This is a genomic window from Paenibacillus sp. 2TAB19 (assembly GCF_052115185.1).
In the GTDB taxonomy this organism is placed as follows: Bacteria; Bacillota; Bacilli; order Paenibacillales; family Paenibacillaceae; genus Pristimantibacillus.
Window position 1 is genome coordinate 43,930 of record NZ_JBFRGE010000028.1, and the last position, 15,662, is coordinate 59,591.

A 15,662-nucleotide genomic window follows, 5' to 3' on the forward strand; every position below is an offset into this window, starting at 1 on the left:
ACGGATGAGTACAGAACTATCTACGGGAGCCACTCGTCAGTCTGCTGAAGCGCTGGCAAGCAGCAAAGGCGAGCCGAACTGGCTCGTGGCATTGCGCGGCGAAGCGGCTGAATTGGCTGGAACACTTGGCTGGCCGAAACCAGAGAAGGTGCGCATTGAGCGCTGGAACCTGACAGCGGTAGGCAACTATGAGCAGCCATCACCGGCGGCTTCGATCGGCGAATTGCCGACAGTCGTACGCGAATTGATTGCAGAAGGCACGGAGAACTTGCTCGTACAACGCAATTCCGGCGTCGTATGGAAGCAATTCTCGCAAGAGCTTGCTAGCAAAGGCGTTATTTTCACAGATCTCGAGACGGCATGCAAAGAGCATGGCGAGCTCGTTCAACAATATCTGTTCCAAGCAGTAGCGAAGAACGAAGACAAATTGACTGCATTGCATGCAGCACTATGGAACGGCGGCGTATTCGTATACGTGCCTAAGAATGTAGAGGTGGAAATTCCTCTGCAAGCGATTCTGTTCAACGACAATGCAGCTGCTACATTTGCACCGCATATTCTGATCGTTGCAGACACGCATAGCCGTGTAACTTATGTCGATTCCGTAGTATCTGAACCAGGTGCGGCATCCGCGCCGTTCATGCATCCTTCGGTTGTCGAAGTATTCGTTAAAGCAGGGGCGCATGTTCGTTTCGGCTCCATTCATCATATGGGCGAGACGGGCGTGGATATGTCTATCCGCCGTGCCGTAATCGAAAATGACGGCCGGATGGAATGGATTATCGGCGACCTGAACGACGGCAACACCGTATCGGATACGAAGTCGGTGCTGAAAGGAAAAGCCTCAACATCCGACGCGAAAGTAATCAGCGTAGGAACCGGCGCTCAGCAAATGAGCTTGACGACACAAGCCGTTCATTTCGGCAAAAGCTCGGACAGCGACATGGTAACGCGCGCGGTTATGAAAGATTCCGCTTCGGCGATCATCAACGGCATTACGAAGATTGAGCACGGCGCAACGAAAGCCAACGGCGTTCAAACCGAGAAAGTTCTCATGTTGAGCCCGAAAGCGCGCGGCGACGCGAATCCGATCCTGCTCATCGATGAAGACGATGTTACAGCTGGTCACGCAGCAAGCGTAGGGCAAGTTAACCCAGAGATGGTCTATTATCTGATGTCTCGCGGTATATCTAAGCAGGACGCTGAACGATTAATTATTTACGGTTTCTTGGCTCCGGTCGTATCGGAAATTCCGGTCGAGGCGGTACGCGAGCAGCTTCAGCGTTTGCTCGAAAGGAAGCTAGAGGGATGAATATAAATGCKATTCGGGAGCAGTTCCCGATATTGCATCAAGAGGTAAACGGGCATCCGCTCGTTTACCTGGATAGCGCGGCGTCTTCCCAGAAGCCGCGTTCCGTCATTGATGCGGTTAAACGATATTACGAGCTGGATAACGCGAACGTTCATCGCGGCGTGCATACGCTCGGTTCGAGAGCAACCGACGCTTATGAGGGAGCGCGCGAGAAGGTGGCGGCATTGCTAAATGCCGGCGCTGCGGAACAAATTATTTTCACGCGGGGTACGACGACGGCACTTAATTTGGTTGCTTCAAGCTATGCCCGTTCCGTCTTCGGCGAAGGCGACGAAATCGTCATTACGCCAATGGAGCATCACAGCAACTTGATTCCGTGGCAGCAAGCAGCGAAAGCTACAGGCGCGACGCTCAAGTATATTCCGCTTCAGCCTGACGGCACGATCTCGCTGGAGGATGCCGAGAAGACGATTACGCCTAACACAAAAGTCGTATCCGTCACGTACGTATCGAACGTGCTTGGCGTAGTGAATCCGATTAAGGAACTGGCTCAGATTGCGCATCGCAACGGCGCGATCATGGTCGTTGACGGCGCACAAAGCACGCCGCATAAGAAAGTGGACGTACAGGATTTGGACGTTGATTTCTATGCGTTCTCCGGCCACAAAATGTGCGGACCTACGGGCATCGGCGCTCTGTACGGCAAGAAGAAGCTGCTTGAGGGCATGGAGCCGATCGAGTACGGCGGCGAGATGATTGACTTCGTAGATCTGTACGAATCGACGTGGAAGGATATTCCTTACCGCTTCGAGGGCGGCACACCGATTATTGCCGGTGCAGTCGGACTTGGCGCAGCAATCGACTTCCTGAATGAAATCGGAATGGACAATATCGATAAACATGAGAAGCATCTTGCTGCTTATGCTTACGAGAAGCTGTCCAGGATGGAAGGCATTGAGCTGTACGGGCCTAAGACAAACCGAGTCGGTCTAGTCACCTTCAACCTTGAAGATGTTCACCCGCATGATGTCGCTACGGTACTTGATTCCAAAGGGATTGCGGTACGCGCTGGCCATCATTGCTGCCAGCCGCTTATGCGCTGGCTGAATGTTTCGGCAACGGCTAGAGCAAGCTTCTATATATACAATACCGAAGAGGATGTTGACCGCTTAGCCGAAGCATTAATCCAAACAAAGGAGTTCTTCGGTCATGCAATTGGATGATTTGTATCGCAGAGTCATAATGGATCATTATAAAAATCCACGCAACCGCGGAACAATGAACGATGAGGCGGTTACGATCAACCTAAATAACCCAACCTGCGGCGACCGAATTTCGTTGCAGCTGCAAGTAGAGAACGGTAAAGTCGTTGATGCTAAGTATACGGGCGAGGGCTGTTCGATCAGCATGAGCTCCGCATCGATGATGACGGAAGCCGTCAAGGGCAAGTCGTTCGACGAAGCGCTTAACATGGCGGAACGTTTCTCCGGTCTCATGAAGGGCCAAGAGGTCGAGTTCGAAGAGCTTGAGGATATTGAGGCGTTGTCGGGTGTCAATAAATTCCCGGCACGGATCAAGTGTGCAACACTTGCTTGGAACGCGCTGCGCAAAGGGATCGAGAACGAGCAGCATTAAGGATACAAAATCCCGAAATGAAAGAGGAGAGTGAATACGATGGCAAAATCAATGCCGGAAATGGAAGAGTATAAGTATGGCTTCCGTGATGAGCATAAAGCAGTTTTCCAATCGGGTAAAGGCTTGACGCCGGAAATCGTACGTACGATTTCGGAGATGAAGAACGAACCGGAATGGATGCTTGAATTCCGCTTGAAGTCGCTGGAGCAATTCAATAAGATGCCAATGCCTAAATGGGGCGGCAACATGGACGATCTGGACTTCGAAGACATTCAATACTACGTTAAGCCTTCGGAGAAACAAGGCAAGACGTGGGAAGAGGTTCCTTCGGAAATTAAGGAAACGTTCGACAAGCTTGGTATTCCTGAAGCGGAACAGAAGTTCCTTGCAGGCGTATCGGCTCAATACGAGTCCGAGGTTGTCTACCACAGCATGCAAGAGGATCTTGAGAAGCAAGGCGTTATCTTCACGGATACGGATACGGCGCTTCGCGAGCATTCTGAGCTGTTGAGAGAATATTTCGGTACGATCATTCCTCCGAACGATAACAAGTTTGCGGCGCTTAACAGTGCGGTATGGTCGGGCGGCAGCTTTATCTACGTTCCGAAAGGCGTGAAGTGTGAAATTCCTCTTCAAGCATATTTCCGGATTAACTCCGAAAATATGGGCCAATTTGAGCGTACGCTTATTATTGCCGACGAAGACAGCTCCGTTCACTACGTAGAAGGCTGTACAGCACCTGTGTACAGCACGAACTCGCTGCATAGCGCAGTTGTTGAGATTCTTTGCAAGAAGAACGCTCGCGTTCGTTACACGACGATCCAAAACTGGGCGCCGAACATCTACAACCTTGTAACGAAACGTGCAGTAGCGGACGAGAACGCAACGATGGAATGGGTAGACGGCAACATCGGCTCCAAGCTGACGATGAAATACCCGGCAGTCGTATTGCGCGGCCGCGGCGCGAAAGGCATGGTATTGTCGATCGCCGTTGCAGGCAAAGGCCAGCATCAGGATGCAGGCGCTAAGATGACTCACCTGGCACCTGACACAAGCTCGACGATTATTTCCAAGTCGATAAGTAAACACGGCGGTAAAGTAACGTACCGCGGTCTTGCATCGTTCGGACGCAACTCCGACGGAGCGAAAGCGAACATCAAGTGCGATACGCTTATCCTTGATAACGAATCCACTTCCGATACGATTCCATACAATGAGATCTTCAACGACAACATCACGCTTGAGCATGAAGCAACGGTGTCGAAGGTGTCCGAGGATCAATTGTTCTACTTGATGAGCCGCGGTCTTAGCGAAGCGGAAGCTACGCAAATGATCGTTATGGGCTTCATCGAGCCATTCACGAAAGAACTGCCGATGGAATACGCGGTAGAGATGAACCGTCTCATTAAGTTCGAGATGGAAGGCTCGATCGGTTAATAAGACTATACCAATGAACCGTCCCCTCTTCGCGAGGGGACGGTTTTTTTGCGATATTTTCGTTTTAATTAACTATAATTAACTTTTCCATTTGATTGCTCCGGGCATAAACGTATACTTGAAAGAAAAACCGAATCGGAGTGATACCTTGTTCCAAGTATACGAGCTTAATGAAAAAGCGGAACGGTTTGAAGAAGCCGTCCACCTATTTTGGAGCCAGTGGGGAAGCAATGAAAATTTTCATTTTTATTACGACTGTATGCTTCATTCAATGACAACTGACAGCCAGCTGCCGCGATTTTATATTGCTTTGGAGAACGATTCAATCATCGGCACTTACGCATTGTTGAGAAATGATTTAATTAGCCGCCAAGATCTATTTCCATGGCTAGCCTGTTTGTATGTCGTTCCGGAATACAGAGGGGAGAATAGGGGGGCCAAATTGCTGGAGCACGCCCTTCACGAAACGAGAAAGAAGGGACATGACTACCTATATCTTTGCACCGATTTGGAAGGCTATTACGAAAAATACGGCTGGTCCCGGCTATCTGACGGTTTCATATTTAATGGTGTGAAAACGAAAATTTACGCGGCTTCGACTGCAATGAATGTAAACTCGCTTGAAAGTATTGTAATCCAGTCTATTAAAGAGTTCCCAGAACATCGAGACGCGTTCATCAATTATGTATCTGAAGCTTGGCCCGGCGTAAAGGATATCGCGATAAACCAATTGGAACAAAGCTTAGCAACAGCAAATGGTTTACCGTTGACGTTATTAATGTTCCGGAACGAGCGGATTATCGGCTTTTATCAATTGAATGAACAGGAATATCTAGTCAGAAAAGATTTATCACCTTGGATTGGACCGCTATTCATTGACAAAAGCGAGCGAGGACAGGCATTAGGAGCGCTGCTGCTGCAACACGGAAGAAAAACGGCAGGGCAGCTCGGCTATGAAAAGGTGTACTTAACTACGGATCATATTGGATATTATGAGAAGTATGGTTTCCGTGAAATCGGAATTAGCCAGTTCGAGTGGGGACGTCCAAGCAAAATATATGAGCATCATAGTATAATGTGACAAAGCAAAGCGCAGCTCGAATGCCGATTGGCATCCTAGCTGCGCTTATTGATTTTTATGCTCTTACAGGTACACTTGTTTAATCTCATAGCCGCGTTCGACGGTTAGATCGATGAAGTGCTCGTCGATGCGGATAAGAGGCTGGAAGAACTCGGTCGGGTGGGTCATCACAATGACGCCAATCTCTCCGGTTACCAGCTCAACCTTCTTGCCGATAAAGTTCGGAATCATATGTTTGATAAAGATGTGTGTCGTGAAAGCGTCCAGTTCTGCGAAGCTCATGTTGTACAGCTCCTTGAGGACGTCGAACAAATCACGTCTTTGCTGGTACACTCGCTCTGAAATCATCGCGCTATATATATCGACGACAGAAATGATTTTTGCAACGGGATGAATTTCTTCACCTTTTAAGCCATGCGGATATCCGCTGCCATCGACACGCTCATGGTGCTGAAGAGCGCTGACGGCGAGATAAGGTTCGTCGAACGACTTACTAATAATTTCATGACCATATAGCGTATGTTTCTTTACTTYGTCGAACTCGTCTTTCGTGAGCTTGGAAGGTTTGTTTAGGATGTCTAAATCGATCCGGCATTTGCCGATATCATGGAGAAATCCAGCTTTGCCGATCTGAAGGGATTCTTTATTGTCATATCCGACCCAAGTGGCAAGATAGTACGATAACATGCCGACTTGTACGGAATGTTGATATGTATAATCATCGCTCGTATTTAGAAGCAACAGCATCGATACGACGTCGCGCTCAAGTTGCAGGTTGCTTAGAAGCGGCTGAAGCGTAGCGGTAACTTCATCATGGTCTACTTCTCCGTCGTTAAGCGCTTTCGAAAAAAGGGTTTCGAATTTACTTACAGCGGTTTTGTATATAGGCTCGACAGTGGGCAGCCATTTCGGACTAGTAGTAGATTCAATCGTTCTAGAGGTCTGAGTTTGAGTTGCTGGTTTATCGTTAATGTCAACATAATCAATCTGATGCTGGATAAGCCTAGCAATGTCATAGCGTTGCAGCGTCGTCCCCTTGGAAAGAACATGGAGCCCAAAATTGTTGAAAGTATCCCGGCTTAGTACGTCTCCCTCATTCAAATCTATGACTTGAACCCTCATTAAGACACCTCTGATTAGTATATTGTTTGTACGAATATACCTACAATAGTAGCAATGATTCGATAGAATGGCAATATGAGGAACTTGTAAATAAGACTAAACTCCTAGTAATTCAGCATAAACCGACTTTGCCTTCAACAACTCATCGGTGCCTTGAACAAGCGCTCTGCCATCGCTAAATAGCACAAAAGTCAGTCCTTCTGGCAGTTCAACTCGCAGGAGGTATCGATTATAGGTCGTACGGCCTGCCGGAGCGAGCCTAAGTTTAAGTTGCTCCAAGTCCAAGTTTGCCGGTTTACCTGGCGTTATCTGAACGGTATGACGTCCGCATAGCGTTGCGGCGGCGGTTTCTGCTCCGTTCTCCTCTAAGAAAGGGTAGTGATGCTGACCGCATGTTGGACATTCGTTTTTTCGAGCGCCAGCTAGGCCTACAGGCATCCAAGCATGATTCCATAGATCGACTTGAAATAATGTGCGGTGAAGCGCCTGTTCGTTGCCTGATAACAACTTTATTGCTTCGCTCGCTTGGACAGAAGCGATAATATCGATAATCGGGGACAGAACGCCAGCTGTCTCACAGGTGTCCGTCATGCCAGGTGCAGGCGGCTCCGGAAATAAGCAGCGATAACAAGGGGAGTCGCCAGGCATAATCGTCATAGTCATGCCGGAAGCGCCTACAGCACCTCCATAGATCCATGGAATGTTATGTTTTACGCTTATGTCATTAAGTAAGTAGCGAATGCTGAAGTTATCGGTTCCGTCAATAATGAGCTGCATATTAGAGAGCAGTTGCTCTGCATTGAGCGGTGTGACATCGGCCACAATAGGTTCAATGACAATAGAGCTGTTAATCTCGCGCAGATGAACGGCGGCGGCCTCTACCTTCGGTAGAAGCTGCTGAACGTCTCTTTCCGTATAAAGCATCTGGCGCTGCAGATTGCTCCATTCGACGATGTCACGATCGATAATACGCACATGTCCAACGCCAGAGCGAACGAGGTGGGAGGCGATGACGCAGCCAAGCGCTCCCATCCCGACGATGGCAACACGGCTCTCGTTGATCGAATGTTGTCCTGAAGCGCCGATTGGCGCATATCGTATTTGTCTAGCATATCGGCTAGTTGTCTGGGAAGCAGAAGCAGCCCGATCACGGTTAGCATCATTAATAGCAGCGTTCATATCGTTCATGCGGGCATATACTCCTTCTAATAATCCGTTAAAGGCACGGTTGGATTCCAAGGGCCAAGCTGGTGGCCTTTCCACTCGGAGCCGTCCTCCCATATTTCTTTTTTCCATATCGGTACAATTTGTTTCAGCCGTTCAATCGCATATCGGCTGGCGTCATAGCAGTCTCCTCGATGAGGTGCGGATACCGCGATAACGACACTTGTCTCGGCAAGGCCGACTACGCCGATCCGATGACTGATCGCGCATAGTGCTCCCGGCCAGCGCTGCGCAATCTCATCGCCAATCTGCTTCATTGTTGCTACAGCCATCGGTGCATAGGCCTCGTACTCTAACCTAACCGTCCGCTGTCCTTGTGTCCATTCACGTGTCGTGCCGACAAAAGCCAGGCTGGCGCCATGCGCGGGGACAATAACTTTGGCTATCACATCGCCCTCGCTTATCGGATCAGATGTTATGACGTATAGCTCTTGGTTGGTTGCTGTTATGCTTGCAGGCTCTTCTCCGCCCGATACAGGAGGGAGAAGGGCAAGCTCGTCCGACGCGTGCATGGTCGAATGATCTGCGGCATATGAATGGTTGCAAGCGAGGAATGAAATTGAAATTAGATTGGCATGTTCAGGATATGCAGCGGCAAGCAGTTGCTTCAGTTCAGCGGCAGTAACCGCTTCTGCATCATGCTGAACCTTTATGGAAGAGACGCCGAAACGCTCTGGTAATCCTGCGAATAATTGTATGGTCCACGTATATGTCATGTCACAAAACCTCTCATGGTATAGGTTGAAGTTGTTTATAGAATATCATAATTCACGAAAAAATGTTATGCTGATACATAGATAGATAAGCGGATGCTTACGACGTGTGTTTGCTTCGCAAACACTAAGCGAATGCTTACGAGGTGTGTTTGTTACACAATCACTAAGCGAATGCTTACGAAGTGTGTTTGTTGCACAAACACTGGAGGAGTGGGAGAGATATGCCTGAATTAATAGACCGCTTTGGACGCGTACATGATTATTTGCGCATATCCGTTACGGATCGCTGTAATTTGCGCTGCTTATATTGCATGCCCGAGGAAGGCGTCGAGTTTACGGAATCCTCAAACCTGCTTTCTTATGACGATATTGTTKAGGTTGCCCGTGCCGGCGCCTCGCTTGGTATATCCAAATTACGCATTACAGGCGGAGAGCCATTAGTGCGCCCTGGCCTTGACGGCTTAGTTAAGCGTCTTGCCGACATTCCCGGCATTCGCGATATAGCTTTGACAACGAACGGCATCTTTTTGGCGAAGCAAGCAGAAGCGCTTAAGAAGGCCGGTCTGAACCGCGTCAACATTAGCCTCGATACTCTCGATCATACGAGGTTCAAGTTTATCGCTAGGCGCGGTGAGCTCAAGCGGGTTATGGAAGGAATTGAAGCGGCAGGCGCGGTGGGCTTCGACCCCATTAAGCTGAATTGTGTGCTGCTCAAGGATATCAATGAAGACGAAATCGCAGATTTCTTGAAGCTTGCCTTCGAACAGCCGCTTCATGTCAGATTCATTGAATATATGCCAATCGGTCATGCCGACGAGAATTGGAAAAAGATGTACTTGCCGCTATCTCGCGTATTGGAGATTGCCTCTTCCGAAGGCTACGACATTAAGCGCAAGGAGAATATAAAGGGGAACGGACCTTCCGACGATTGGCAAATCGAAGGAGGCAAGGGGTCATTCGGTCTTATTCATCCAATCAGCGACCACTTCTGCAAGAGCTGCAACAGGCTCAGATTAACGGCAGACGGCTCTATTAAACCATGTCTGTACTGGGTAGATGAATTGAACGTGAAGACGGCTCTTGGCAATCCTGAAGCGATGCAGGAGCTTCTCCTGCGGGCGATGGACGTTAAGCCGGAAAATCACGAGATGGCAGCTAAGCTGGCAGACGGGGCGCAATCGCATGTTCCAACAGAACGGCGTATGTCGCAAATTGGAGGATAATAATCGATTATGCGTGTAATAAATATATATCATTCCCATTATGGACATTCGGTAACTGAAGCTACCCAGATGGCCGAGATCGCCGGGAAACACTTCGACATAGGTCAGCGAGTGCCTGAGGTGAGCGGTAAAGCGTTCGATCTGTTGACGTGGTACATGAACTGGCTCGCGCTGCGCGAAGATCGAGAAGCAAATCCCGTTCTGCCCTCTATCCTGAAGGTCGAGGCTGTCGATACATTCGAGGCAACGATCCCATGGAATCAACTTACCCAAGCTGCCGTTCTATTCGAGAAGGACGGCGAGCCGCTCGGGCAGAACGGTCCGATTCGTCTCTATGTACCTGACGGCAGCAGCAAATGCTTGAATGTCAAAAGCATCGTCACTATACGTATTGAATGCGAAGCAAGCGGCGCTGCAGAAGCAGAGCAAGAGGCGAGTTACGGTTTCAAGCATACATTTAGCAGGGATGATATGTTCAAAAAATAAGGCAGATCTTCATGGCGCTGAAGCGGAGTAATGAGGAGGCGTGCATCGACATTGAATAACAACATACAGACCCAAGTTGTGCTTCTGCATAGCAACGATGTACATAGCCGACTGGAGAACGCAGCTAAGATAGCGGGTTACATTGCCGAGGAGCGCCGTAAATACGGCAGCGATTCCGTACTCGTTATAGATTGCGGCGATCATATCGATCGGATGCGAGTCGAGACAGAAGGTAGCGACGGACTCGTTAACGTGGCTTTATTGAACTTGGCAGGTTATGAAGCTGTCACGCTTGGCAATAACGAGGGACTTACGTATTCCATACAAGTACTTGAGAGCTTGTATCGCGATCATGCGGGATTTCCTGTTATTTGCGCCAATATGAAACAGACAGCGACAGGAGAGCTTCCCGAATGGCTGCTGCCGCATGCCATAATCGAGAAGAATGGTCTGTCTATTGGACTTATTGGCGTTACGACAGCATACACCGATTTTTATTCCTTGCTTGGCTGGGAGGCTGCAGATCCGATAGAGACTGTGCGTAAGCAGGCAGCTTTATTAAGGGAACAGGTGCAAGTTGTTGTTGTGATGTCCCATCTTGGAATTAGGTACGATGAGAAGATGGCGGAGAGCATTGACGGTATCGATCTCATAATAGGGGCGCACACGCATCATCTATTGGAAGAGCCTCTCGAAATCTGCGGAACGACGATTTGCGCCGCAGGCAAGTTCGGCGAGTATGTCGGCCGAGTGGAGATTAGCATGGATGAGTTRTCGCATCGGCCTGTTTTTCGCGCAAGCGTCATACCGACAGCCGCATTCGAGGAGCAGCAAGAAGCCGCAGAGCTGATAAGCACGTATCTGGAGTCTGGGCGGCAGAGACTAAGCGAAGTCGTAACCGTGCTTAACGAACCGCTGCCTGCATTTACGAATCGAGAGTCTCCGTTATGTAATTTGCTTGCTTCTGGACTGCGCCGCTGGACGGATGCCGACATTGGTATTGTGAACACAGGGCAACTGCTGGGAGGTCTTGCGCAAGGTGAAGTGACAGCGGGAGAGCTGCATGCCTTATGCCCATCACCAATCAATCCTTGCAGAATCAGTATAGAAGGCAAATATATACGGGAAGCGCTGGAGCAGTCGCTGCTCCCCGAGTATATCGAGAAGCCGATCAAGGGCTACGGCTTTCGCGGACATGTGCTTGGGAATATCGCCGTTGACGGCATGCGAATTGAATATGACAGCAATTGTCCGGATTACATGAAGCTGCAATCGGTGATGGTGAATGGAGAACCGTTGGACGATCAGCGAATCTATCGTGTAGGAACGATCGATATGTTCACCTTCAAGGCTGGTTACGAATCGCTTGCGAACGGGCACTCTATCGATTATTATTTGCCTGAATTTATTCGCGACGTGATCGCCCATCAACTGCAAAGCAGCGCAAATATTGCGGATTGCCGTAGAACCCGTTGGCATAATGTGGCGACGGATCCGAGGTCGACGCGTTTATAATCGGTCGCTGTCGAATAATATAGAAGAAAATGGTTGCGAAATCCCCGTTTTTCCCGTACATTAACATTACGAACGGCTTTTTCCGATGAAAGTATTGAGGAGACCATTTGGGGGAAGGATCGAGAAAATGCGTTTGGTGCCGATTACAAAATGCGAGCCGGGGATGAAGCTTGCCAAAAAAATATTTTCACAAGAAGGCATGGTGCTTCTCGGAGAGAATATAGAGCTAACCCAAAGACTAATAACCCGCCTGGCGCAGTGCGGGATACAGTACGTATACATATCCGATGCAAGAACGGATGACATTGTGCTGCCGTCATTAATTAGTGAAGATACGATTCGTGTCGCTTTGAAGGACATAAAGTCGAATTTTCGCGAGATGATGGATCGCCCAAAGAAGAAAAAAGGGGTAACTTACCCCTATATTGCTCAGCCCTTTAAGCAAATGATGAATATGATTATAGACGATCTTTCCGGGCATCAGGATGCGATGATTATGCTTATGGATATGGGATCGGTCGACCATTATCTATTCCAGCATTCTCTTAATGTGTGCGTCTATACCACGCTGCTCGGCATGTCGCACGGATATTCGCGCGAAGAGCTGATGACGCTTGGCATGGGCGCGCTTCTGCATGACATTGGAAAGACGCAAATATCGATCGATGTTCTGAAGAAGCCGGGCTCACTGACGGAAGAGGAATTCCAGGCCATGAAGCAGCATGCGCGAATAGGTTATGAGCTGCTGAAGGACGAGCCTAACTTGCCGCTTCTTGTGGCACATTGCGCCTTCCAGCATCATGAACGGTTGGACGGAAGCGGTTATCCGCGAGGCATTAAGGGCGATGAAATCCATGATTATGCGAAGTGGATTGGACTCGTCGATTCCTATGACGCGATGACGACGAACCGGATATACCGAGCTCCAATGCTGCCGCATCACGCGATCGAGCGCCTGTATGCAGGCTCAGGAACTTTATATGAGCAGAAGATGCTCCAGCTGTTCCGAGACAAGGTGGCCATCTATCCGATAGGCATTACCGTTAAGCTGCAGTCAGGGGAATCAGGGGTCGTCGTCGATCTTAACTCGTCCTATCCGCACCGGCCAATCGTGCGCGTGCTGAACAACGAGGCAGGAGAGCAGCTGGCCGTTCCGTACGAAATCGATTTGTCGAAGCAATTGACGGTTATGATCACACATGTGAATGATGACCCGACGGACAAGCTTGTGTCAGGGATCTAGCATCCGAGATCATATAGAAACGCAGGAGTCTGATAAGACGTCTTGCGTCATAACAGGCCAGCCAGAATACTCTGGCTGGCCTGTTATGCTTGATAGGATCGAGTATAGGGGATTGGGAGCTTAATGCTGCAAGCGGACTGCGGCATCTTCATAGTCGTTTACGCTTAAGCTTGCTTCCTGAGGAATCGGACATTACAATGAAATAATAAGCATATCGAAGCTTGTATTCTGTTATATGTTAATATGAAGATATAAAATCCAGTCAATTAAGTCAGGTGCTGATATAGATGAATACTGTTCAATTGCAACAAACAACGACTAGCATAAGCCAGGTGAACGCCCCGTTAGCTGTTTTGCCTCCCTTGTCCCCGGTCAATGATCCGTGGGATCCGATCCGTTCCTTACGCCAGCATGGCCGCCATCGATTGACGAGCGTTGAGATGACGGTATCGAATTTATGCAATATGCGCTGCGAGCATTGCGCCGTTGGCGATACGCTTGTTATGGCGGAGCCGCATAAGCTGCCGCTTAAGCAGATGCTGGAGAGGCTCGATGAGGTCGAGCATCTCGAGACCATAAGCATTACTGGCGGCGAGCCTTCCTTCTCCGATCGTACGGTTCGCGATTATATGGTGCCGCTGCTTCAATATGCGCGCAGCCGCGGCATACGGTCCCAAATCAATTCCAATGTTACTTTGCCTTATAGCAGATATGAGCAGCTTGCGCCGTATTTGGACGTTATGCACATTTCCTTCAACTATACGAATGCAGACGACTTTCACCAGATCGGCTTCGCCAAGGCGGGTCATGCTGTATCAAGGGAAGCTGCAGTGAAGCTGTACGATCGTATGATTGACAATGCGCGTCGTCTAAGCGAGACGGGCGTACTCGTATCCGCGGAGTCGATGATTAATTATCGGACCTTCGATAAAATCGATGAAATTCATAGACTAATCGTTGAAATGGGCTGCAAGCGCCACGAGGTTCATCCGATGTATCCAAGCGCGTTCGCGAAGGATCTGCCTGTCATAACAAGAGAGCAGATGCGCCAATCGATCGAGCTGCTGCTTAGCAAGCGTGATCCATCGATATGGATGCTCTTCGGCACTTTGCCCTTCTACCAATGCAGCGATAACCAAGAAGAACGAAAGCTGCTTGCGAGACTGGCCTCTGAGCCGAATGTTACGGTTAGGAACGATCCTGACGGACGGAACCGGTTGAATGTCAATCTATTCACGGGCGACGTATTCGTAACGGACTTCTCGGACGTTCCAGCCTTCGGCAACATAGCTTCGTCCAAGCTGGATGACTTGTTCGACCGCTGGCTCGATCATTCGCTTGCGCGCAGCGTCGATTGCCATTGTCCAGCAGCGAGCTGCTGTGGTCCGAATCTGCTCGTCAAGGATATGTATTATAAGGATACAGACTTTCATACGAAGACGGCTTTGTTAGATTAAGGGACAATTTATATATTCCGATCGATATTGTAAAGCTAAAAGCTGAAACCCGCTCGTATACTATCCGTATAGAAGTTCAGACATCGGAGAGGAGGTAACATATGTCCATAAAAACGCTCGTATTTATAGCAGTAGGTCTATTGCTGCTGTATCTGTTATTTACAGTAGGCGCTCCTTTTCTGCTCGCGTTAATCGTAGCGATTTTCCTAGAGCCGCTTAATCAATTGTTTATGACGAAGTTCCGGATGAATCGGCTTGTTGCGGCTACGATATCCAGTACCATCTTCTCGGTCGGATTGATCGGGCTGATCGCGCTTCTAGGCGTTAAGATTGTAGCCGAGATTATCGCTTTTTTCAAAAAAGTGCCCAACTATTTCGAGGATGCGAATGGCATCGTACAGGATCTGATGGATCAAGCAGACTCGCTCTATCAGCATTTGTCTCCTGACGCCGTATCGCAGGTCGAAAGCTGGTTGAAGGGGCTGACGGACAATTTGACGAGCATGGTTGGCTCTTTGTCCAACACCGTCATTTCGTTTGCGTCCAGCATTCCGGGCATGTTCATCTTTTTCATCGTCTTTTTGGTGGCGGTATACATGTTCAGCTTCAGCCTCAATACGATGAAGGCTTCGGTCTTGTCGTTGTTCGAGGAGAAGTCAAGACAACAAGTCGATGACGTGTTAGGCAATTTGCGCAAGTCGATATTCGGCTTTTTACGCTCGCAGATTATATTGAGTGCCCTGACTTATGTCATATCGTTGATTGGCTTGCTTATTCTTGGCATCAAATACCCGCTTGCAATCGCGCTTTTGATTATTGTTGTTGATATTTTGCCGATACTCGGCACGGGCTCGGTTCTCGTTCCTTGGGGTACATACTTGGCGGTAACCGGCGATCTTTATACGGGGATCGGTCTATTCATCCTGTTCCTAGTCATTACTGTATTCCGCCGTATAGTAGAACCAAAAATACTTGGCGATGCGGTCGGCATCGGTTCGTTGTCGGCGCTCATTAGCTTGTATGTAGGCTTTAAGCTCGTTGGTGTAATCGGTGTATTCTTAGGCCCGCTTGTTATCATCATCTATATGGCGGCGCGTAAAGCTGGCTTATTCCAAACGAAGCTAAAGCTTTGAATCAGATAGGCATTAGAGAATACTTCTTGTTCTAGGTCACTTGTATAGGTCATCGATTCGTCCCAAGGCGTATAATAC

The 15,662-nt window shown here is 49.0% G+C and carries 14 protein-coding genes; 11 read left to right on the plus strand and 3 right to left on the minus strand.

Annotated features, from left to right (window positions below; all coding sequences use genetic code 11):
- Positions 1-4: 4 nt before the first annotated feature.
- The 5 genes from sufD to AB4Z33_RS14805 all read left to right on the plus strand — a co-directional run bounded on the left by sufD (position 5) and on the right by AB4Z33_RS14805 (position 5,465).
- Positions 5-1,312, plus strand: a complete 1,308-nt coding sequence (gene sufD / locus AB4Z33_RS14785; protein ID WP_442050629.1) for a Fe-S cluster assembly protein SufD — start codon at positions 5-7, stop codon at positions 1,310-1,312.
- Positions 1,309-2,535 carry a cysteine desulfurase gene (locus tag AB4Z33_RS14790; protein WP_442050630.1) on the plus strand — a complete coding sequence of 409 codons (1,227 nt, stop codon included), beginning with the start codon at positions 1,309-1,311 and terminating at the stop codon, positions 2,533-2,535. Before sufD ends, AB4Z33_RS14790 begins: the two co-directional genes overlap by 4 nt.
- Positions 2,522-2,947 (plus strand): Fe-S cluster assembly sulfur transfer protein SufU, encoded by a 426-nt coding sequence (sufU, locus tag AB4Z33_RS14795; protein WP_442050631.1) that lies wholly within the window; start codon positions 2,522-2,524, stop codon positions 2,945-2,947. Before AB4Z33_RS14790 ends, sufU begins: the two co-directional genes overlap by 14 nt.
- Before the next feature lie 39 nt (positions 2,948-2,986).
- Positions 2,987-4,384 (plus strand): Fe-S cluster assembly protein SufB, encoded by a 1,398-nt coding sequence (sufB, locus tag AB4Z33_RS14800; protein ID WP_442050632.1) that lies wholly within the window; start codon positions 2,987-2,989, stop codon positions 4,382-4,384.
- 118 nt (positions 4,385-4,502) lie between these two features.
- Complete coding sequence (locus AB4Z33_RS14805; protein ID WP_442050633.1) at positions 4,503-5,465, plus strand: GNAT family N-acetyltransferase; 963 nt, start codon at positions 4,503-4,505, stop codon at positions 5,463-5,465.
- Positions 5,466-5,528: 63 nt separating this feature from the next.
- On the opposite strand, the gene AB4Z33_RS14810 is transcribed toward AB4Z33_RS14805, so the two are convergent.
- The 3 genes from AB4Z33_RS14810 to AB4Z33_RS14820 form a co-directional block, all read right to left on the minus strand.
- Positions 5,529-6,587, minus strand: coding sequence for an HD-GYP domain-containing protein (locus AB4Z33_RS14810; RefSeq protein ID WP_442050634.1), 1,059 nt, complete (start codon positions 6,585-6,587; stop codon positions 5,529-5,531).
- Between the two features lie 96 nt (positions 6,588-6,683).
- The gene (locus AB4Z33_RS14815; protein ID WP_442050655.1) at positions 6,684-7,766 is read right to left on the minus strand and encodes a ThiF family adenylyltransferase; all 1,083 of its coding nucleotides are present in this window, start codon (positions 7,764-7,766) and stop codon (positions 6,684-6,686) included.
- A gap of 26 nt (positions 7,767-7,792) precedes the next feature.
- Positions 7,793-8,527 carry a molybdenum cofactor biosynthesis protein gene (locus AB4Z33_RS14820; RefSeq protein WP_442050635.1) on the minus strand — a complete coding sequence of 245 codons (735 nt, stop codon included), beginning with the start codon at positions 8,525-8,527 and terminating at the stop codon, positions 7,793-7,795.
- Positions 8,528-8,748: 221 nt separating this feature from the next.
- Here AB4Z33_RS14820 and moaA point away from each other — a divergent pair, with 221 nt between their 5' ends.
- From moaA to ytvI, 6 genes are all read left to right on the plus strand, one after another.
- Positions 8,749-9,750 carry a GTP 3',8-cyclase MoaA gene (gene moaA / locus AB4Z33_RS14825; RefSeq protein WP_442050636.1) on the plus strand — a complete coding sequence of 334 codons (1,002 nt, stop codon included), beginning with the start codon at positions 8,749-8,751 and terminating at the stop codon, positions 9,748-9,750.
- 9 nt (positions 9,751-9,759) lie between these two features.
- Entirely contained in the window at positions 9,760-10,236 is a 477-nt protein-coding gene (locus AB4Z33_RS14830; RefSeq protein WP_442050637.1) for a hypothetical protein, read from the plus strand.
- Between the two features lie 51 nt (positions 10,237-10,287).
- Entirely contained in the window at positions 10,288-11,751 is a 1,464-nt protein-coding gene (locus AB4Z33_RS14835) for a bifunctional metallophosphatase/5'-nucleotidase (RefSeq protein ID WP_442050638.1), read from the plus strand.
- Between the two features lie 127 nt (positions 11,752-11,878).
- On the plus strand, positions 11,879-12,994 hold the full coding sequence (locus AB4Z33_RS14840; protein WP_442050639.1) for an HD-GYP domain-containing protein: 1,116 nt from the start codon (positions 11,879-11,881) through the stop codon (positions 12,992-12,994).
- A gap of 287 nt (positions 12,995-13,281) precedes the next feature.
- Positions 13,282-14,451: a radical SAM/CxCxxxxC motif protein YfkAB gene (gene yfkAB / locus AB4Z33_RS14845; RefSeq protein ID WP_442050640.1), complete on the plus strand. Its 1,170-nt coding sequence runs from the start codon at positions 13,282-13,284 to the stop codon at positions 14,449-14,451.
- A 101-nt stretch (positions 14,452-14,552) separates the two neighbouring features.
- Positions 14,553-15,584 (plus strand): sporulation integral membrane protein YtvI, encoded by a 1,032-nt coding sequence (gene ytvI, locus AB4Z33_RS14850; RefSeq protein ID WP_442050641.1) that lies wholly within the window; start codon positions 14,553-14,555, stop codon positions 15,582-15,584.
- The last annotated feature ends 78 nt before the right edge of the window (positions 15,585-15,662 follow it).